At 68.5% G+C, this 18,123-nt stretch carries 21 protein-coding genes; 14 read left to right on the top strand and 7 right to left on the bottom strand.

Annotated features, from left to right (window positions below):
• Positions 1 to 131: 131 nt before the first annotated feature.
• Positions 132 to 1,823 (bottom strand): APC family permease, encoded by a 1,692-nt coding sequence (locus ITI46_RS07555; protein ID WP_209238646.1) that lies wholly within the window; start codon positions 1,821 to 1,823, stop codon positions 132 to 134.
• Between the two features lie 600 nt (positions 1,824 to 2,423).
• Entirely contained in the window at positions 2,424 to 3,041 is a 618-nt protein-coding gene (locus ITI46_RS07560; protein ID WP_209238647.1) for a hypothetical protein, read from the bottom strand.
• 221 nt (positions 3,042 to 3,262) lie between these two features.
• Between ITI46_RS07560 and ITI46_RS07565 the strand changes: the two genes are divergently transcribed.
• From ITI46_RS07565 to ITI46_RS07575, 3 genes are all read left to right on the top strand, one after another.
• A complete protein-coding gene (locus tag ITI46_RS07565; protein ID WP_209238648.1) occupies positions 3,263 to 4,075 on the top strand; it encodes an ArsR/SmtB family transcription factor in 813 nt (270 codons plus the stop codon).
• A 116-nt stretch (positions 4,076 to 4,191) separates the two neighbouring features.
• Positions 4,192 to 4,593, top strand: a complete 402-nt coding sequence (locus ITI46_RS07570; protein WP_209238649.1) for a hypothetical protein — start codon at positions 4,192 to 4,194, stop codon at positions 4,591 to 4,593.
• A 77-nt stretch (positions 4,594 to 4,670) separates the two neighbouring features.
• Positions 4,671 to 5,027: a hypothetical protein gene (locus ITI46_RS07575; protein ID WP_209238650.1), complete on the top strand. Its 357-nt coding sequence runs from the start codon at positions 4,671 to 4,673 to the stop codon at positions 5,025 to 5,027.
• Between the two features lie 98 nt (positions 5,028 to 5,125).
• Here ITI46_RS07575 and ITI46_RS07580 read toward each other — a convergent pair whose 3' ends face one another.
• The 3 genes from ITI46_RS07580 to ITI46_RS07590 all read right to left on the bottom strand — a co-directional run bounded on the left by ITI46_RS07580 (position 5,126) and on the right by ITI46_RS07590 (position 7,422).
• Positions 5,126 to 5,992, bottom strand: coding sequence for an SCO6745 family protein (locus tag ITI46_RS07580; RefSeq protein WP_209238651.1), 867 nt, complete (start codon positions 5,990 to 5,992; stop codon positions 5,126 to 5,128).
• 77 nt (positions 5,993 to 6,069) lie between these two features.
• A complete protein-coding gene (locus ITI46_RS07585; RefSeq protein ID WP_209238652.1) occupies positions 6,070 to 6,819 on the bottom strand; it encodes a GntR family transcriptional regulator in 750 nt (249 codons plus the stop codon).
• Between the two features lie 132 nt (positions 6,820 to 6,951).
• Positions 6,952 to 7,422, bottom strand: a complete 471-nt coding sequence (locus ITI46_RS07590; RefSeq protein WP_209238653.1) for an NUDIX domain-containing protein — start codon at positions 7,420 to 7,422, stop codon at positions 6,952 to 6,954.
• Positions 7,423 to 7,792: 370 nt separating this feature from the next.
• On the opposite strand from ITI46_RS07590, the gene srlA reads away from it, so the two are divergent.
• From srlA to ITI46_RS07640, 10 genes are all read left to right on the top strand, one after another.
• Positions 7,793 to 8,461 carry a PTS glucitol/sorbitol transporter subunit IIC gene (gene srlA, locus ITI46_RS07595; protein ID WP_209238654.1) on the top strand — a complete coding sequence of 223 codons (669 nt, stop codon included), beginning with the start codon at positions 7,793 to 7,795 and terminating at the stop codon, positions 8,459 to 8,461.
• Positions 8,458 to 9,519, top strand: coding sequence for a PTS glucitol/sorbitol transporter subunit IIB (gene srlE, locus ITI46_RS07600; protein WP_209238655.1), 1,062 nt, complete (start codon positions 8,458 to 8,460; stop codon positions 9,517 to 9,519). The genes srlA and srlE overlap by 4 nt, the downstream gene beginning before the upstream one ends.
• A complete protein-coding gene (locus ITI46_RS07605; protein ID WP_209238656.1) occupies positions 9,519 to 9,890 on the top strand; it encodes a PTS glucitol/sorbitol transporter subunit IIA in 372 nt (123 codons plus the stop codon). The genes srlE and ITI46_RS07605 overlap by 1 nt, the downstream gene beginning before the upstream one ends.
• Positions 9,891 to 9,936: 46 nt before the next feature.
• A complete protein-coding gene (locus ITI46_RS07610) occupies positions 9,937 to 10,257 on the top strand; it encodes a hypothetical protein (protein ID WP_209238657.1) in 321 nt (106 codons plus the stop codon).
• A 42-nt stretch (positions 10,258 to 10,299) separates the two neighbouring features.
• Positions 10,300 to 10,722, top strand: a complete 423-nt coding sequence (locus ITI46_RS07615; RefSeq protein ID WP_209238658.1) for a transcriptional regulator GutM — start codon at positions 10,300 to 10,302, stop codon at positions 10,720 to 10,722.
• A 302-nt stretch (positions 10,723 to 11,024) separates the two neighbouring features.
• Positions 11,025 to 12,356 carry an NAD(P)H-dependent oxidoreductase gene (locus ITI46_RS07620; protein WP_209238659.1) on the top strand — a complete coding sequence of 444 codons (1,332 nt, stop codon included), beginning with the start codon at positions 11,025 to 11,027 and terminating at the stop codon, positions 12,354 to 12,356.
• Positions 12,357 to 12,369: 13 nt separating this feature from the next.
• Entirely contained in the window at positions 12,370 to 13,338 is a 969-nt protein-coding gene (locus ITI46_RS07625) for a thiamine pyrophosphate-dependent dehydrogenase E1 component subunit alpha (protein WP_209238660.1), read from the top strand.
• A 155-nt stretch (positions 13,339 to 13,493) separates the two neighbouring features.
• A complete protein-coding gene (locus tag ITI46_RS07630) occupies positions 13,494 to 14,543 on the top strand; it encodes an alpha-ketoacid dehydrogenase subunit beta (protein WP_209238661.1) in 1,050 nt (349 codons plus the stop codon).
• A complete protein-coding gene (locus ITI46_RS07635; RefSeq protein WP_209238662.1) occupies positions 14,543 to 15,736 on the top strand; it encodes a 2-oxo acid dehydrogenase subunit E2 in 1,194 nt (397 codons plus the stop codon). The genes ITI46_RS07630 and ITI46_RS07635 overlap by 1 nt, the downstream gene beginning before the upstream one ends.
• On the top strand, positions 15,727 to 15,876 hold the full coding sequence (locus tag ITI46_RS07640) for a hypothetical protein (protein ID WP_209238663.1): 150 nt from the start codon (positions 15,727 to 15,729) through the stop codon (positions 15,874 to 15,876). Before ITI46_RS07635 ends, ITI46_RS07640 begins: the two co-directional genes overlap by 10 nt.
• A gap of 119 nt (positions 15,877 to 15,995) precedes the next feature.
• Here the strand turns inward: ITI46_RS07640 and ITI46_RS07645 are convergent, their stop codons facing one another.
• Positions 15,996 to 16,949, bottom strand: a complete 954-nt coding sequence (locus ITI46_RS07645; protein ID WP_247745626.1) for a sugar-binding transcriptional regulator — start codon at positions 16,947 to 16,949, stop codon at positions 15,996 to 15,998.
• A gap of 321 nt (positions 16,950 to 17,270) precedes the next feature.
• Between ITI46_RS07645 and ITI46_RS07650 the strand changes: the two genes are divergently transcribed.
• On the top strand, positions 17,271 to 17,585 hold the full coding sequence (locus ITI46_RS07650; protein ID WP_209238664.1) for a hypothetical protein: 315 nt from the start codon (positions 17,271 to 17,273) through the stop codon (positions 17,583 to 17,585).
• Positions 17,586 to 17,638: 53 nt separating this feature from the next.
• On the opposite strand, the gene ITI46_RS07655 is transcribed toward ITI46_RS07650, so the two are convergent.
• A complete protein-coding gene (locus ITI46_RS07655) occupies positions 17,639 to 18,040 on the bottom strand; it encodes a RidA family protein (RefSeq protein ID WP_209238665.1) in 402 nt (133 codons plus the stop codon).
• Positions 18,041 to 18,123: the final 83 nt, after the last annotated feature.

Here is an 18,123-nt window from a genome sequence, read left to right on the forward strand (position 1 = left end):
GATCAGTCGCTGTGGCATCGCGTTCGATTCGATCAGCTGGCCGGCGGAGCGGGCCGGTGACACTGCAGGGAGGCATCGATCGTCACCGGCCCGGCCGCCCGCCCGGCCGCGAGGCCGTCGAGTCCTGGCCCTCAGCCGTCCTGTGAGCTCTGCTCCGCGAGGATCTCACGGACCCGTGCCGTCGGCAGCGTCGAGCGCAGTGCCAGCCAGATCACCAGGGCGCTGAGGAGGAACGTGGCCACAGCCCCGAGCCCGAGACCCAGTACGCCGAGATTGCCGGCGTCCTCCTCCTTCTTCGGGTAGTCACCGAGATAGCTGACGAGCGCGAGCCCGGCGAACCAGACCAGCACCCACCAGCCGTGCTTGAAGTCCAGCGCGGGCGTCTCCCGCTGGGACGTGGCGTGGTGCACGGCCATCAGCACGTAGCCGAGCACGATGGCGAGGAAAAGCTTCCAGTTGGTGTCCCAGCCCGTCCAGTAGACGATCAGGTTGGTTGACCACATGGCGATGAACGCCACCGCAGGGCCGAGCTTCCCGAGGGTGAACGGCCGTGCCTGCTCGGGCAGTTGCTTGCGCATCGCCAGGAGCACCAGAGGGCCGCAGCCGAACGAGAGCACGGTGCTGTTGGTGACGAACTCCACCAACTGGCTCCAGCCCGGGAACGGCAGGAAAAAGAAGCAGCCCACGGCGAACGCCAGTATGAGGCTGACCCACGGCACGCCCGTTTTGTTGACCTTCGACAGCCCGGCGGGTGCGTTGCCGTTGCGGCCCATGGCGTAGGAGATGCGGGCAGTGACGCCGGCGTAGATCAGACCGGTGTCTCCGGGGGAGATGATGGCGTCGGCGTACAGCAGACCGGCCAGCCACACCGCGCCGAGGATCCCCGCGATGGCGGCGAGCGGACCGAAGGTGGCCAGGACGTCGCCGTGCGAGCTGAAGTGGGCGCCGACCGCCTGCCAGCCCTCGGCCTTGATCGCGCTGGTGGGCACGGCACCGACGAATGCGATCTGCAGCAGGACGTAGATGATTCCGCACAGTATGACGGAGCCGATCATCGTCAGCGGGACGTTCCGCTTCGGATTGTCGGTCTCGCCCGCGAGCTCCACACCCTGGCGGAACCCGAAGAAGGAGAACGCGATGCCGGCGCTGGCCACCGCGGAGAACACGCCTTGGGCGCCGTAGGGTGCGAAGCCGCCGATGCCGCCGCCCATGTTGAAGTGGTCGGTGTTGAAGCCCAGCGAGAAGAAGACGACGATCACCAGCACGATGATCGCGAGCTTCCACCACACCAGTACATTGTTTATCCGCGCGAACCAGCGGACGCCGAAGAAATTGACGGTCACGAATACCGCCATCAGCAACACCGAGACACCCGTGCCCGCGGGGGTGAGGACGGCCTCCTTGTTCTCGTCCAGTCGCTGCAGCCACGACAGCCAGTTCGTGGAGTACTGCACGACGGCAAGCACCTCCACCGGTGCCACAGCGGCCGCGGCGATCCAGGTGACCCAGCCCATCGAGAAGCTGGTGAACGACCCGAACGAGTAGTGCGGATACCGGGCCACGCCGCCGGAGTGCGGGAACATGGTGCCCAGTTCGGAATAGGTCATGCCGATGAATATGAACATGACGGCGCCTATGGCCCAGGACAATATGGCCGCCGGCCCCGCCATCTGAGCGGCATCCAGGGCGCCGAAGAGCCACCCGGAACCGATGATCGAGCCGACTGCCGTGAAGAGAAGGCCGACCGTGCCGAAATCACGTTTGAGACGGCTGTCATCTCCCGCTTGCACCGAAGTATTCGGAGCCTGACTATCCACGGCCATCCAGGGAACCTCCTTCTATTGGACAGATGTCACGATTTGGGGGATCAGGGCGGTTTTTCTGAATGTCGATCCAGGCATGGCGCCGGCAGTGTGTGCGCCTCCTGGGTCCGCTCCAGTACAAGCGATGGATGGTTCGGAAGCGATTCAACAGTCAGCAAAGAAACTTGAAATTAAGACCATCTTCTGCCGGGGGGCGCGTAGTCTTGAGGCGCCGGGCCGCATATGCGGGAAGTCGGCCCGTCGAACTGCCCTTGATTGCCGCGGAAGTTCAATGGAGGCCGTAGGCCGGGGCGGCGGTCGTGGTGCGGCTGGTGCAGCGGTGAACCGTCGGGGAGCGCGGGGCAGGAGGAGGGTCACGGCATGCCGACCGGTCGGTACGTCAACAAAGGGTCCCCGGGCCTGGCGCGTTGACCTGCTGCGTTCGATGCCGGCGGACGGCTCTGTCACTCTCAGGCCGCTGAGGAGTGAGCCGGGAGCGCGAGCGCTTGGACGGGTCATTCACGAGAAACAGCCGAACACGAATTCACCGAGCCAGGGGCGCCGCCGGGAACGTGGCAGGTGAAATCACCCGAGTTCGCATTCCTCGGGGAGGCTCTCGCCCTACTCGCTGAGCCCCACGACGCCCCAGCCCCGTTGGGCGGCTTCGGAAAGGACGCGGCCCCAATCCTCCAGCAGAGCGGCGAACTCGTCGAAGTCGGCGACCCATCCCTGCGGAGTGGCGGCGTATTGGTGGAAAGCCCCGCGCAGTCCACCGAGCCGGGGCCGCACCCGCTCCCACGCCGTAGCCAATTTCCGCACACTGTCCGGCGACCGGGCGAGCAGTACGCCGTAGAAGATGGCTGGGTCGTCGCAGAAGAAGCCCGGGTCCACGTGTTCCGCCTCACCGTCCAGCCCTCCCCAGAACAACCCGCGCAGCAGGGCGTCCAGTCCGGCCTGCACCAGCGGATCGGCGTGGTCGCGTACGGACTCCCACCGCTCTCCGGCCCAGAAGTGCGGTTTGTACGAACCGAGGGTGCCCCGGAACTCGTAGACGGCGAAGCAGGTACTGCCGGCCCCCTGCGGCCACTCCCAGCCGCCCTCGACCACTGGCGCCTCGTGGTCCCACAGCCCTGTCTCGTCGGCGTACCAGGCAGCACGCAACCGCGACAGCCTCTCCCGTGGCGGAACCTCACCCAGCCACGACCAGTCCGCGACCAGCACCGTGATGTCCAGCCCCATGCGGGGAGAGTACCGGTCACCATTCACCGGTCGGCCCGCATGAGAGCGGAGAGGGCACTGGTCCGACCTGCGATGGGCGCTGGGACGGGAGTGTCGGTGCGGCGGAGTCGGCCCTGCGCAAGCTGTGAGCTGGGGAAGGCGGCTCGGCCTGCATTGACATGCAGCTAATTGGCTGCCTATCGTTTTAGGCAGCCAATCGGCTGCGTATTGGAGGGGCGGAGATGGACGAGGTCTTCAAGGCGCTGGCCGATGCCGGCCGTCGTCGGCTGCTGGACAGCCTGAACGCCCGCAACGGCCAGAGCCTGCGCGAGCTGTGTTCCGAGCTGGACCTGGCCCGGCAGTCGGTCAGCAAGCATCTGGCCCAGCTGGAGGCGGCCAGCCTGGTCACCACCGTCCGGCGGGGCAGGGAGAAGCTGCACTACCTCAACGCCGAGCCGATCAACGCCATCGCCGAACGCTGGATCAGCCGCTACGACCGCGAGCGGGTACACGCACTCGCCGACCTCAAGCACGCACTGGAGAACACCGCCATGGACAGCACCGCGTTCGTCTACACGACCTACATCAAAACCACGCCGGAAAAGCTCTGGCAGGCGCTGACCGACCCCGCTTTCACCCGCCGCTACTGGGGTGTGCAATTCGCCACCGACTGGAAGACCGGATCGGCCATGACCTGGGAGGAGCACGGCGCGCAGACCGCCGACCCCGAACAGGTCGTCCTCGAATCCGAGCCCTACCGACGACTGTCCTACACCTGGCACACCTTCACGCGGGAATGGGCGGAGTCCGCCGGCGTGGACGACGAGACCCTCGCCAAGGTCGCCGCCGAACCCCGGTCGAAAGTCACCTTCGACATCGAGCCCCTCGGTGAGACGGTCAAGCTGACCGTCGTCCACGACGGCTTCCAACCCGGCAGCATTGTCCGCGAGATGATCCAGCACGGCTGGCCCGCCCTCGTCTCCGGCCTCAAGACGCTGCTGGAGACCGGCGACGAACTCCCGGATCCGCAGTCCGCCCGCAGGAGCGGCGACTGACAGGTCGCCACCCGACCAGCGCCATCTGGCCGGCGACCCGGTTGCGGGCGTACGCGATGCGGACCGGGGCCGGGGACTGTTGACTTGAAGTGCAGTTCAGGTTTCAGAATCTCGCCATGACGACACACGACGACGGAATCCTTCTCTTCCGCAACACAATGCGCATCACGGACGGCCACCTGGAGGGCTTTCGTGAAGCCATTGCCCGGGCCGTGGACTTCGTGCAGCAACATGGCCCGCAGCTGATGGTGGAGACCTTCGTGGACGAAGAGCAGATGCTCGCGCACAGCTTTCAGGTCTACCAGGACTCCGACGCGGTGCGCCTGCACTGGAAACTGGCAGACCCGTACATCCAGGAAGTCATGGAGCACTGCCGGGTTGAGCGTTTCGAGGTGTTCGGCGAGCCGGACGCCGACGTGGCCGACGGCCTGCGCTCAGCGCTCGGCGAACTGTGCCCGCCCACGTTCTCCCCTCGCATCGCCGGCTTCGTCCGCTTCGCCTCTGACACCCAGGAGTAGCCCGCGAGTTCAGCGCGCGGGACGCGGGTGAAGGGCGCCGATACGGCGTGCGGGCAGGTGCCGTTACAGTCGCGCTCATGGTGTACCCGCGCGTGCGAGCGACCGAGGCCGGTGGACGGGTCGTGGACGACCCCTCCGAGGAGGCCATACACGACCTGCTGGCCGACCTGAACCTGCGCCACCGGTTCGTGATCGTCGAACGGTGCGACCTGGAGCCCGTCGGCCAGCACTACATCCAGGCGTACCGGAACGACGACGGGAGCTTCCAGGTCGAGTACCGCGAAGGCAGCGCGGACCAGCACTACGAGGCGTATTTCCCGCCGCAGCCCGAGATCATCGGCCCCGGTCACCTCGCCAAGACGATGAGCGACTGGGCGCAAGGCCGCCACGGTTGGCGCGAGGCACTGCCATGGGCGCCCAAGGCCATGGCCTGAAAGCCTGAAAGAGAGCAACAGGTCATGGCCTGAAGCCAGGGCAACGCGGGCGCTCGTGGCCGCCGGCCATGGCCTGGCCCAGGCTTTTTTACCTGGCTTCAGCCTTTGCCGAAGTGGTGTGTGGGGAAGGCGCCCGCTGCCCTGAGGGTTGTGGTGAAGCCACTGGCGAGTTGGGTGAGGCGGGCGGTGGCGGCCGGGCCGAGGTGGTCGTACGGAGCGGCGTCGAGGCGGTCGGTGAGCAACTCGGCTTCTTCGCGCAGGTCGCGGCCCGCCTCCGTGAGGTCCCCGGCCTCATCCAGCAGGCCCCGGGTGCGCAACCGGTCCCGGGCGGCGGTCCACTGCTGCGCGGACCACCCGCGCGTCCGCATGAACAGTGCCGATGTCGGTGCCTGGCCAGTGGCGTTGTGCAGGACCAGCGCTTCGATCCCGGACAGACCGGCGCTCGCCAGGGCGGCGAGATGGCCGTCGCCGCGGTGCTCCCGCAGTAGTGTCGCGGCGTGCCACACGGCCAGGTGCGGTTCCTCGGGCACCGGGAGACCGGCGTTCGCGGCGTACAGCGGCCGCCCCTCCCGGCGGCACGCCTCGGTGGCACGCAGCGCCAGTTCAGCGGTCTCGGCCATCTCCTCGGAGAGGAGGGCTTCTTTCCCGAGCAGGCGCCGCAGTGTCCGGTCGGCGCCGCGCAGCCGTGCCGTGAGCACTGCCTGCGGCGAGGTGACGGCCCACGCGGCGGGGATGTACCGCTCCACGTGCTCATGGCTGAAGTTGTAGAACGCCGCGGTGACCGTACCCGCACCGACCGCCCCGAGCGGGGCCGCGCGGCCGGCGAAGTAGGCCATGGACCCTCGCTCCAGGCCGAGGAGCGCGAGTTCGTCCTCCATCTCCGGCGCGAAGTACACGCACGCGTGCAGGGGAGAGACGGCGTTGTGGCAGTGGCGGCCCGCCCGCGCCGCCGGGGATGACGTCATGCTGTCGCTCCGATGTGGGTGTACGCGTGTGCCCGTTCGCGACGGGTGCGCTCCTTCGCTCCGGCCGGTGCAGCGCATCAGGCCTCCGGCGCGGGGCTGTCCGGCGCGCTGCCGGTCAGTCCGGCCGCGGTCAGGGTGAGGTGCTGTACGAGTACTTCGGCGGCGGCGGCGGCGTCGCGGGCCAGCGCGGCTTCCTCGAGCCGACGGTGCTCACGCGCGCCGTCCCGCCCCGGGTTGCGGTGCGCCGACCAGCGGCGGGCCAGCTCGCTCGCCGTCCACATCCGGTCGAAGGTCTCCAGCAGTACGGGATTGCCGCAGCCCTCCAGCAGAGTGCGGTGGAAGAGGCGGTGGGCCTCGGACCAGGCGCTGCTGTAGTACTCGCCCTCCTCCGGGACATACGCCGGGGTGCGTGCCAGACGGTGGTGGGCGGCCCGGACGCGGGCCTCCCAGTCGAGGTCGCCGCGCTCGACGGACACCCGCAGCACCACCGGTTCGACGGTCCGGCGCGCCTCTGCGATCTCCTGCCAGCGGCGGTCGGAGAAGGCCGGGACGGCGAAGCCGCGATTGGGCAGCCGGTCGGCGAGGCCCTCGCCGACCACACGTACGAGTGCTTCGCGTACGACTGCCAGGCTCACGCCCTGTTCCTTGGCGAGGTCCTGCGGCTTGAGGGGGTCACCGGGGCCGTAGTCCCCCCGCATGATCGCGTCCCGCAGATACGCGTGGATCCGCTCGGAGCGCAGCTGCTTGTCCGGCTTGTCCGGGGTGCTGTCAGCCGAACTCGACGTCGGGGGAGAGCTCGAGCGCGGGGTGGGCGCCGTATGCGTCATGCCCGCAGCATAGCCGAGAGAGTTGAATGATCCAGTGGATAATCGATTATCAGCCCCCGTCGGTCTACCCCCTGCTCCTGTCCCTGCTCATCCGCGTCACGGAGCCCGCCGCATGTGCGAGCGCCAAAAACGTCAGCCCAGATAAGGCTGCTCGCGGTGCTCAAGGTAGTGACCGATCCTGAGCCGCTGCGTGTGGTGCATGGGCAGTTGATCAACCTCCCCCGGCCGAGCGAACCGCAGCTCCGTCGACTCCTCCGAGATCGCGAGACGTCCGCCGATGACGCGGGCGGTGAAGCAGACGTTGAACTGCCGGCGCACCTCGCCATCCGTATACGCGATGACATGGCGTGGGTCGGTGTAGGTGCCGACGAGGCCGGTGATCTGCACGTCCAGGCCCGTCTCCTCCTTCACCTCCCGGACAGCTGCTCCGGGAAGGGAGTCGGTCAGCTCCATACCGCCACCGGGCAGCGCCCACAGGCCGTTGTCCCGACGGCGCTGAAGGAGGATGCGGCCCTCGTCATCGACGACCACGGCGGACGCGGCAACCACCAAGCTGTTCGGCTCAGGTGCCGTCGGGTCGTCGTAGTACTCGGTCCGTGCCATGGTCGCCCTTCTCGTACCGGCGTCGCGGTCTCCCGGCGCCGCAGGTGTCGTTCACGCCTCGCGGAAAGCGGAGGGAGCGGCTCTGTTCACATGCGTCACACAAGGTAGTCGCGGTCGACATCTTGTCGTGTCTCACCGCGCAGTGCTAAACACCTAATTGAACAGAGGTGAGGAACCTTGAGCAGGCGTGCAAACCACACCTCAGGATCGTCTGGTTCCTCCCGTTACATCCCGAGTCGGCTCTCCAACCCTCCAGGGACCGGCCCCGAGTCTCCGTCGCCCGAGCCACGGTTCGGGCGGGCTTTCCCCATCCCGCTCAGAGAAGCATCAAGACGCCCTATCCCCGCTCATGAACGAGAGGAGGGCCGAGGTGATTGCCTTCGCTGCCGCCGGCCTGGCCGCATCGACACCCAAGGATGAGAGCGACAATCCCGTCATCCAAGGCGCGGTCTGGATCGGCTCCCATTTCATCGGCCTGTTCAACGAGGCCGGAAAGCAGTTCACCGGTCTGGTGACCGGCATCCTTCCCACACTGATCGTTCTGCTCACCGCGATGTACGCCCTGGTGACGTTCATCGGCGAGAAGCGCGTCACCCGTGCCGTCCAGTGGTCGTCCCGCTGGTGGATCACTCGGTACAGCCTGATGCCGGTCCTCGCCGTGCTGATGCTCACCAACCCCATGTGCTATTCGTTCGCCCGGTTTCTGCCCGAGCGGTACAAGCCGGCCTTCTACGACTCGGCGGTCTCCTTCGTCCACCCCGTGACCTCGTTCTTCCCCTACGCCAACGCCGGTGAGCTGTTCGTCTGGCTGGGGATCGCCAACGGGGTGCAGAAACTGGGTCTGTCGACTGTGCCGCTGGCGCTGTCCTACCTCGCCACCGGCGTCGTGGTGATCTTCATCAGAGGTGTGGTCACCGAGTGGATCACGCGCATCCTGATCAAGAGAACCGGCCGGACCGAGATCTTCCGCAAGTTCGACGAGGAATTCACCACCGGCGGCTCCAGCGCCGGGCTCACGGTGCCCGGAGGAACGCGATGACAACGACCGACCAGAGCCCGCGCACGTATCCCTCGGTGTTCGTCCGCAAGGGCACCGGCGGCTGGGGGAGAGGGCTCACGCTGCGCCGTACCGAAACCCGCAACAAGGTGCTCTCCGTGACCGGAGGAGGCATTCACCCGGTAGCCCAGCGGATCGCGGAGCTGACCGGGGCGGAGGCGATCGACGGGTTCCGCGTCAACGTGCCCGATGAGGAAGTCATCTGCGCAGTGATCAACTGCGGCGGCACCGCGCGGATCGGCGTCTACCCGCGCAAGCGCATCCCGACCGTCGACGTCTACCCCGGCGCCCCCGGCGGCCCGCTCGCGCAGTTCATCACCGAGGACATCTTCGTCTCCGACGTGGGACTGGACGAGGTGGTGGCGCAGGACGGTGACGGCCAGGAGGAAAGCGCGCCGGCGGATGCCGCATCGGACTCGGCGACCGCCCGTGCCGATGACGACGCACCGGCCTCTTCCGGCCAAGCCACGGCACAAGCGGTGGAAGAGAGCGGTGGCGGCCGTTTCTCCCGAATATCGAACACCTTCATCAAGTTCAGCTCGGGCATCGGCTACGCCGTGAACACGATGCTGGCCTCCGGGCGCCAGTCGATCACGCTGACGATCAGCACGATCCTGCCGTTCATGGCGTATGTGAGCCTGCTGCTCGGATTCGTCACCTACACAGGCATCGCCGAGGCGATGGGGGAGGGGCTCAAGCCACTGGCCGGCAACCCCATCGGGCTCATCGTCCTCGGAGCTGTGGCGGCGCTTCCGTTCCTGTCCCCGATTCTGGGGCCGGGAGCCGCGATCGCCCAGGTCGTCGGCGTCCTGATGGGAACGCAGATCGCCTCCGGAGCAGTTCCCGTGGAGTACGCGCTGCCCACCCTGTTCGCCATCAACGGCCAGGTGGGCTGCGACTTCATCCCGGTCGGCCTCGCCCTCGGTGAGGCCAAACCCGAGACAGTGGCGGTCGGCACGCCGGCCGTACTGCTCAGCCGTCAGATCACCGCACCCCTGGCGGTCGTCATCGCCTGGCTCGTCAGCTTCTGGATGTACTGATGAACGATTCCTATTACAGCAGCACGATCCTGCGCGTCGGTGACGAGGCGGCAGACCTCATACAGGGCGGCGTCCTCATCCTTTTCGGCGAGCCGTTGCCCAGGGACCTGGAAGGGCTGAGCGTGGTTCACCGCCCCGCGGACAAGCCGGTCCTCGAAATGCAGCCGGGCGACCAAGTGCAGCTCGGCGCAGCGCGGCTGACGCTGACCGCGGTGGGGGACCTCGCGCACCAGAACCTGGCCACCCTCGGCCACCTGGTCATCTACGTCGACCCCGACCCCGCCGCCGGCCTGCTGCCCGGAGCGGTGCACGCGAAGGGCCAACTCGACGTCCCGTCCCCGGGAGCCGAACTGCGGCTCGCGCGCGCGTGAAAGAGCTGCGCGTGAAAGAGGCGGGCACCAGGAAGGAGAGCAGCCCATGACGAGCAGCCCGGTGAACGACGCCGGCGCCCCCGAGTCGGAGGCACGCTGCGACTGTGGCGGCACTCTCGTCGCGGGCTCCATGGCACTGCCGCTGCTCGGCTCCCCGCGCTTCGCCTGCCGGCTGGGCACCACCGAAGTCACCACCGAAGTGATGGCCTTCATGTGCTCGGGCTGCGGGACCGTCCGGCTGCGCGGCAGGCACCCCGAGCGCATCCGGAACGCGACGGCGGCCAGGAAGGCGCGCCGCCAATCCCTCCGCCTCCCGCGCGTTGCGGACTCCACTGAAGCGCGAGGGCCCGAGACCGAAAGCCGCTGAGAAGCCGCTGAGAACGCTGAGAAGCCGCTGAGAAGAGGACTGATGGAGCAACTTCCCTTGGCACTGCTGCTGCTCGGCGCCTTCGTGGTGTCGATGGCGTCGAGCCTGTGGCAGCACCGCTATTACATGCGCACCGTGAACCGGCTCACTGCCGAGGAACACCGTGTGGGCGTCACTCTCGTCTCCGGGCGTGCCACCGGGCGGCTCCGCGGAGCCGTGGTGCTGTTGCTCGTACGGCAGAGCGACCAGGTCGTCGAACGGGCCCTGGTGATGCAAGGCGGTTCGGTCCTGGCCCGCTTCCGGGAACGGCCCGAGCTGTGCGGCCGGCTGCGTACGGCATCCTCCCGCGCTGCCTCGCCCGCCGCCGCTCGTGCGGTCGAGGACGCTCGCGACCGCTACCGGCGGATGCGGTCCAACGGCGGGACGGTTCACGGCGCCGTGGGCGGGATGAAGACGGCACGCTGAGCAGCGTACGCATGGCACGCCGTATGTGAGGCGTGCGTGCCAGGTGCGAGCTGTGGCCGCACCGCCCCAACTCCCTTACCCACTCAGCCGGTTTCCGTGGTCCCGTGCGCCCTCGTGGCCTGCCCGGGGAGGGATGCGGCGCGCGCTGCGCTCCCGTACAGGACGAGCGCGAGGCGAGCCCTTGTCCCAGGAGCGGCATGCGTGCTACCAAAGAAATCACTTAAGTGCATACGGTTTGCACGAATGTGCAAAACAGTGAGACCCGCCGGTGGATGCCGGCAGGGCACAGGAAGGACCGGAGCATGAGCTACATCGATCAGTTGCGGCAACGAGAGCTGGAGCTCGGCCGGCCGGTCCGAGTGGGTCTGGTCGGCGCCGGACAGATGGGCCTCGGGTTCGTCGCCCAAGTGACGCGCATACCGGGCATGGAGATCTCCGCGATAGCCGACATCGCTCCCGAACGCGGCCACGAGGCGTTTCAGCGGTCCCAGCGCGGCCCGGCCGTGAGCGGCGGTACGCCCGCCGAACTGGCCGCTGCGGTGCTGCGGGGCCGGCCGGTGGTGGTCACCGACGCGCTCGACCTCGTCACGCTGCCGGTCGACATCATCGTCGATGCCAGCGGCGTGCCGGACGTCGGCGCGGCCGTCGCCTTCTCCGGACTGCTGGCGGGCAAGGACATCGCGCTGCTCAACGTGGAATGCGACGTGACGATCGGCTTGCTGCTCTCCGCGGTCGCGCAGCAGATGGGCCGGGTCTACACCGTCTGCCGCGGCGACGAACCGGTGGAGTGCAAGCGTCTGGTGGACTACGTACGGGACATCGGCTTCAGCGTGGTCTGCGCGGGCAAGGGCAAGAACAACCCCCTCGACCCGACGGCGACCCCGGAGGCGCTGGCCGATCAGGCCGAGGCCAAGCACATGAACCCCAAGATGCTGGCCAGCTTTGTCGACGGCTCCAAGACGATGATCGAGATGGTGGCGCTGGCCAACGCGACCGACCTGCAGCTCAGCCGCCGGGGCATGACAGGTCCCCGCGTAACGGTCGAGGACCTGGCCTGGGCGTTCCGCCCCGAGGAAGACGGAGGCGTACTTCCAGCCGCCGGAGTGGTCGACTACTGCACCGGGCCCGTCGCGCCCGGTGTGTTCGTCATCGGCCACTGCACCGATCCCGTCGTCACCGCCGAAATGAAGTATCTGACGATGGGGGAGGGGCCGTACTACGCCTTCTACCGGCCCTTCCACCTGGCCAGCGTCGAAGCCCCGCTCTCCGTCGCCGAGGCGGTCCTGGAGCGCACCGCGAGCCTTGCCCCGAAGGTGTGGAACGCCGAGGTGGTCGCGGTCGCCAAGCGCGATCTGCTTGCGGGCGAACGCGTCGACGGCATCGGTGGATCCACCGTGTACGGCCTCGCGGAAAGCGCCAGGACGGCCGCCGAACAGGACCTGGTTCCCCTCGGACTGGCCAGTGGTGCGGAGGTACTGCGCGACGTCCCGGCGGGGACCGTCCTGACCGCTCAGGATCTGCGGATCGACCAGAGCACCATGATCGCGACGCTGCGGCGGCTCCAGGACCGGCTGCTCGCCGGACAGCGGCTCGACCTGCCGGCAGTGGGTCCGGCCGAGTCCCTGGCCGCATGAGGACGAACCGGCCATGGATCTGATCAAGGACGCCGAGGCCGCACGCTCGGCACTCACCACGATGTGGACCATCCGACGGTTCGAAGAAGCCGTCGACGACCTGTTCGCCCGCGGCATGATGCACGGCACCATGCATCTGTCGATCGGTCAGGAGGCCGTACCGGTAGGTGCCTGCGCCGCACTGAGCGAGGGCGACTACATCACCTCCACCCACCGCGGGCACGGGCACTGCATCGCCCGCGGAGCCCGGCTGGACCGCATGATGGCCGAACTCCTCGCCAAGGAAACCGGCTACTGCCGTGGCCGCGGGGGATCCATGCACATCGCCGACGTGGCGACGGGCAACCTCGGCGCGAACGGCATCGTCGCCGGCGGCGTCCCCATCGCGGCGGGCGCCGCACTCGCGGGCAAGCTGCGCGGCGAACAGCGGGTCGCCCTGAGCTTCTTCGGGGACGGCGCGGTCAACGAGGGGGCCTGGCACGAGGGGGTCAACCTCGCCGCCGTCTGGGATCTGCCCGTGGTGTTCATCTGCGAGAACAACAACTACGGCATGTCGATGTCCGTACAGCGCGCATTCCGCGTGGAGCATCTGGCCGAGCGCGCCGCCGGCTACGGCATCCCCGGCGTCACCGTGGACGGCAACGACGTGCCCGCGGTGCAGGAGACGGTTCACGCCGCCGTCGAACGGGCCCGGGCCGGCGGTGGCCCCACGTTCGTGGAAGCCGTCACCTACCGATGGAAGGGCCACTCCAAGAGCGACAAGAACCTCTACCGCACCCGCGAGGAGATCGAACGCTGGCGCGAGCAGGATCCGATCGCCCGGTACACGGCCACTCTGCTGGAGGCCGGCACGCTCTCCGCGACGGAGACCGAGCAGTGCCAGGCCGACGCACGGGAGGCCGTACGCGAGGCGGTGCGCACGGCGAACGCCGCCCCCGACGCCGCCGCCGCGGAACTCACCTCCGCCGTGTACGCCGACTGACCCGCGACCCGGCGCGACCCGCGCCTCGCAGACCCCGACGCGGCCCGCAGTGCCGACACGCTCGCACCCACGACGGACCGCACCTCCGACGCGACCCGCAGCCCCTCACTGAGCCGACCGCCTCGCCGGCCCGGCCGACCCTCGGAGAACCACCGATGACGACCACACTCCCAACCGCCGGGCCGGCGGCGGCCACCCAGCCATTGCCCGCCGATCCGGCCGAGCGCAGCATCACCTACGCCGAAGCGGTCCGCGAAGCCCTCGCCGAAGCCATGCAGGCCGACTCCCGTGTCTTCCTCCTCGGCGAGGACATCGGCGTCTACGGCGGCGCATTCGGCGTCACCGGCGACCTGGTGCACCGCTTCGGCGAGGACCGGGTACGCGACACACCGATCAGTGAGCTGGGCATCGTCGGCGCGGCGGTCGGTGCGGCCCTGGCCGGCATGCGGCCGATCGTGGAGATCCAGTTCTCGGACTTCACGGCTCAGGCCATGGACCAGATCGCCAACCAGGCCGCCAAGATTCACTTCATGCTGGGCGGAGCGGCCAGCGTTCCCCTGGTGCTGCGCGCCCCCAGCGGCTCCGGCACCGGCGCCGCGGCGCAGCATTCCCAGAGCCTGGAGACCTGGTTCGCGCACATCCCCGGGTTGAAGGTGGTCATGCCGGCAACGGCCGCCGACGCCAAGGGACTTCTCCTCGCCGCCGTCGACGACCCCAACCCGGTGATCGTCCTCGAGCACAAGCTGCTGTACAAGCAGAGCGGCCCGGTCCCCGCCGGCGCGGGCCGCGTTCCCCTCGGACAGGCGGCAGTTCGCCGTCAGGGCCAGGACCTGGCCATCGTGGCCACCGGCGTCATGGTGTCCCGGGCCATGGAAGCGGCCCAGCAGCTCGCCGAAGACGGCATCACGTCAACGGTCATCGACCCCCGCACTCTCGTTCCGCTGGACGAGGCAACGATCATCTCGGCAGTGGCCGCCACCGGGCGAGCCCTGCTGGTCCAGGAAGCTCCGCAGAACTGCGGTTACATGGCGGAGATCGCCGCGCGGATCGCCGACTCCGAGGCGTTCGGCTGCCTCCGGGCCCCGGTCCGACGGCTCAGCGGGCTGGATGTGCCGGTGCCGTACGCTCCGCAGCTGGAGCGCGCTGCCGTACCGCAGGTTCCCGACATCGTGGCCGAGGCCACCCGCCTGGTCAGGTCGTGGTGATGGCCGAGATCCCGCTGGTCATGCCCAAGATGTCCATGACGATGGAGGACGGCGTCCTCCTGGTCTGGCACAAGGCCGAAGGTGACGAGATCTGCTCCGGCGACGTGGTCTGCGAAGTCATGACCGACAAGGTCGACATGGAGGTGGAGTCCCCCGTCGACGGCACCCTGCTCCGGGTGGTGGCCCAGCCGGAGCAGACGGTGGCCGTCGGCGAGCCGATCGCCTACCTCACCACCTCCGCGGACGACCTGCTGGGCGACCTCCTCTCGGAGCCGCCCGGACCCCAGCCGGACCGCCCCGCGCCCGCCTCCGAGCAGGCCACCTCCGCCCTCGTGGCGGCGCCCCCCGACCCGACACGTGTGGCGGCGGTGCCGCTCGCCAGACGCCGGGCGACGGAACTCGGCGTCGACCTCGCGACGCTCACCGGCACCGGACCAGGCGGGACCATCAGGGTCCCGGACGTGGAGGCGGCTACCCGGCCGACAGCACAGGCCATTCCGACTCCGATTCCGACCCCGGCACCGCACAGCCGGCCGACCGACACCGACACCGCGCCAGCGCGGCGCAGGCCCCGGACCGTGGTGGCTCACCGGGCCGACGCCGGCGCCGCCGTCCCACACGCCGTCGTCTACCGCGACCTCGACCTCCAGGCCCTCGTGACACACCGGAGCACATACCGCTGGGCGCCCGTGGTGATCAGGGCGTACGCCGCCGCCCTGCGCGACAGCCCGCTCAACTCCCGCTGGACGGGGGAGGGCAGCGAGGTGTGGTCCCATGTCCCGGTGGCCGTGACGGTACACACCGGCCGTGGCCCGCTCGCCCCCGTGCTCGCCGATCCGGACCAGCTGCCCATCGGCGAACTGGACAAGAGCCTTCGGCGCCTGGCCGACCAGGCGCGCGCCGGGAAGGTGCCCCTTCAGCACCTGGCCGCCGCGACGACCACGGTGTACGACCTCGGCGACATGGGCGTCGACGCCTTCCAGGAACTGCTCACTCCGCCCCAGGCGACCGCCCTTGCGATGGGAGCGGTGGCTTCGCAGGTCGTCCCCGGCGCCGCGGGCGTGGAGATACGCACCCGCTGCCGGGTCGGCCTGACCATCGACCACCGGGCGGGCGACTGCCTGGACGCCGCGCACCTGCTCAACGCGGTGCAGCGGCGTCTGGACGACCCGAGTTGGTTCGGATGGCACTGACCACGCAGGGCGCCCCGCACAGGGCGTACGGCCCCGTGAGCCAGTACGCGGCGGTTCCGCGTACGCGGCGCGCACGGCTGGGCGCCCAACAGCGGGCTCCCGTTCCCGACCTCGTCGCCACCACGATCGGAGGCCCCTGAACGCGCTGCCGCCGCCCACATTTCCTGCCCTGCCTGCCGGTGGACGCGGCGGCAGCGTGCTGCCCGGCCCGGAGCCAAGTCCGCGGGCGGGAGCAACAACCGGTAGATCGCCGGGCGGATCAGCGAGCGGCTTCGGCAAGCAGCGCTTCGGCGAGAGGTGTGTCGCAGACGAGGACGTTCACGTACTGGCCGCGCAGCGCGCCGAGTACACCGCAGGCCTTCTCGACTCCCGCAGCCAGGCCCAGCACGGTCGGGATGCGACGGAGGTCTTCGAGCGAGACGGCCAGTACCCGGTCCTCCACCGCTCCGCCCACCGGGTTGCCGTCTTGGTCGAAGAACCGGGCGCACACATCGCCCACCGGCTTCGCCGCTTCGAAGGCCGCGCGCTCGCGGTCGCTCAGCTGGAGCGCATCGATGACCGCCGCCGACGACCCCACCCCCGCCGCTCCGATACCGACGCAGGCCACGGATGATCTCCGGCTCGCCTCCAGCACGGAGATGATGGACGGCTCGTTCATCAGGGTGTCCCGGGAAGCCTTGGTCACCAGCAGGGCGGGCGCGTGCAGTCGCTGGTAGCCGGTGCCGAGGCGGTCGGCCAGCTCCCGCACCAGCTCCTCGCCGGTGATCTCGGAGGCCACGGAGGAGAGTCCACCGACCAGGGGGAGCACTTCGACCGGAAGTTTCTGCTCGGGCGGGACGGCGCGCACCATGGCCTGCAGCGTGCGCCCCCAGGACAGCGAGATCCCGGCGCTGGGCTGCTCCGCGCTCAGTATCCAGCTTGCCGCCAGTTCCCCGACCTTTGTCAGCGCCGACTCGTCGTCGCTGACCGAAGCCACCCGGCACGCCGACAGCCCGAAGGCGGCTTGCAGCCGCTCCTCCAGGTCCAGCGCGCGCCCGGCCGGGTCGTGGATCCTTATCTCCACTATCCCCTGGGCACGTGCGGCGGCCAGGATGCGTGAGACGTTGGAGCGGCTGACTCCCAGGGCGCTGGCGACCTGCTGCTGGGAGAGATTGTCCTGGTAGTAGAGCCGTGCGGCCTTCACCAGCAAGTCGTGTTCGCGGGACGCCGGCATGCCTATCCCTCCGCCTGCAGCTTCGTCACATCTGCCCAGATTCTTGCACACCCGACCAGGGGTGTATCCCCCTCGGGGTGCAGCGTGCGCGGATCTGGACAGGGAAGCGCAGGCTGTGCAATTCTTCTCACGTAAGTGATTTTTGTAATCACAAATGTGCAAACCGAGTGGGATGGTTCGGCCACTCTCAGTCGACAGCCCCTGTCACTCGGTACGTGGAGAACAGCCGTGCCGGGCGCCATCGCGATCTCAGTGGTTGTCGCAGACTGCGCACGCTTTGCGGCAGCGCGGTGGCGTACGGAGAAAGCCGAGGAGCCGACAATGGTCGAGACCGAGACGGAGACCGCCTATCTGGAGTGCACCTGTGGTGGAGAGCGGCTTCACCGGCTCACCTATGTCCACCGCTGCCTGCTGACGATCGTCTGTGACAACTGCGGCCGAATCACCGCGATGCCCCGGGAGCTGGTGCTGGGGCAGTACACCCGGGACTTCCGCGACCGCCTCGGCCGGCTGCCGGCAAAGCTTCGGTCCGACGCCCGTGAACGTCCCGTGCACTTCGTCGTCAGCCTTCCGGTCAAGGCGATCGGCAAGGTCGGCCAAGTCATCCACGAAATCAAGCTGATATCCCGGACCTGACCCGACCGACCAGCCGTCTGCCCCCGGAGTGCTGCCGCCTGCCGCGGTCGAGCTCAAGCGGGCAGCCTCGTGTCGACGATGAAGCTGATTTCGATGACCTGCCCGGGGAAGGTCAGTTCAGTCGTGCCCAGGACCGTGCTGGCCGGGCGGTGGCCGCCGAAGTACGCCAAATTGCCCTCTGCCGTCGGCGCGGCGTTTTTCCGCAGGTCCACCACGTACAGGGTCTGCGAGACGACCTGGTTCCGGGTGACTCCGTAGTGGTCCAGGACCTTGTCCATGTTGGCGTAGGTCTGCTCGAGCTGGGTGGAGAAGTCGTCCGCGTAGCGGAACTCGCCCGCCTCGTCGAGCGAGAGCTGTCCGGAGACGTGGATCAAATCACCGGACTTGATCGCCTGTGAGTAGCCGAAGTCGCTTTCGGCCGGCACGTTGTGGTTGAAGACATCGATGGTGGCCAACGGTGCTCGCCCTTCTGATGTGGTCCCTTGTGGTAACTCGAAAACTGTAAGAGAGTGAAGGCTGACCTGGAAGAACGCACTTT

Origin of the sequence: Streptomyces oryzae (genome assembly GCF_017676365.1) — a bacterium.
In the GTDB taxonomy this organism is placed as follows: domain Bacteria; phylum Actinomycetota; class Actinomycetes; order Streptomycetales; family Streptomycetaceae; genus Streptomyces; species Streptomyces oryzae.

Bases quoted from the DNA above. Each gene is read 5' to 3' on its own strand.
- ITI46_RS07555 (WP_209238646.1), bottom strand. From the start codon at position 1,823: ATGGCCGTGGATAGTCAGGCTCCGAATACTTCGGTGCAAGCGGGAGAT.
- ITI46_RS07560 (WP_209238647.1), bottom strand. From the start codon at position 3,041: ATGGGGCTGGACATCACGGTGCTGGTCGCGGACTGGTCGTGGCTGGGT.
- ITI46_RS07565 (WP_209238648.1), top strand. From the start codon at position 3,263: ATGGACGAGGTCTTCAAGGCGCTGGCCGATGCCGGCCGTCGTCGGCTG.
- ITI46_RS07570 (WP_209238649.1), top strand. From the start codon at position 4,192: ATGACGACACACGACGACGGAATCCTTCTCTTCCGCAACACAATGCGC.
- ITI46_RS07575 (WP_209238650.1), top strand. From the start codon at position 4,671: ATGGTGTACCCGCGCGTGCGAGCGACCGAGGCCGGTGGACGGGTCGTG.
- ITI46_RS07580 (WP_209238651.1), bottom strand. From the start codon at position 5,992: ATGACGTCATCCCCGGCGGCGCGGGCGGGCCGCCACTGCCACAACGCC.
- ITI46_RS07585 (WP_209238652.1), bottom strand. From the start codon at position 6,819: ATGACGCATACGGCGCCCACCCCGCGCTCGAGCTCTCCCCCGACGTCG.
- ITI46_RS07590 (WP_209238653.1), bottom strand. From the start codon at position 7,422: ATGGCACGGACCGAGTACTACGACGACCCGACGGCACCTGAGCCGAAC.
- srlE (WP_209238655.1), top strand. From the start codon at position 8,458: ATGACAACGACCGACCAGAGCCCGCGCACGTATCCCTCGGTGTTCGTC.
- ITI46_RS07605 (WP_209238656.1), top strand. From the start codon at position 9,519: ATGAACGATTCCTATTACAGCAGCACGATCCTGCGCGTCGGTGACGAG.
- ITI46_RS07610 (WP_209238657.1), top strand. From the start codon at position 9,937: ATGACGAGCAGCCCGGTGAACGACGCCGGCGCCCCCGAGTCGGAGGCA.
- ITI46_RS07615 (WP_209238658.1), top strand. From the start codon at position 10,300: ATGGAGCAACTTCCCTTGGCACTGCTGCTGCTCGGCGCCTTCGTGGTG.
- ITI46_RS07620 (WP_209238659.1), top strand. From the start codon at position 11,025: ATGAGCTACATCGATCAGTTGCGGCAACGAGAGCTGGAGCTCGGCCGG.
- ITI46_RS07625 (WP_209238660.1), top strand. From the start codon at position 12,370: ATGGATCTGATCAAGGACGCCGAGGCCGCACGCTCGGCACTCACCACG.
- ITI46_RS07630 (WP_209238661.1), top strand. From the start codon at position 13,494: ATGACGACCACACTCCCAACCGCCGGGCCGGCGGCGGCCACCCAGCCA.
- ITI46_RS07635 (WP_209238662.1), top strand. From the start codon at position 14,543: ATGGCCGAGATCCCGCTGGTCATGCCCAAGATGTCCATGACGATGGAG.
- ITI46_RS07640 (WP_209238663.1), top strand. From the start codon at position 15,727: ATGGCACTGACCACGCAGGGCGCCCCGCACAGGGCGTACGGCCCCGTG.
- ITI46_RS07645 (WP_247745626.1), bottom strand. From the start codon at position 16,949: ATGCCGGCGTCCCGCGAACACGACTTGCTGGTGAAGGCCGCACGGCTC.
- ITI46_RS07650 (WP_209238664.1), top strand. From the start codon at position 17,271: ATGGTCGAGACCGAGACGGAGACCGCCTATCTGGAGTGCACCTGTGGT.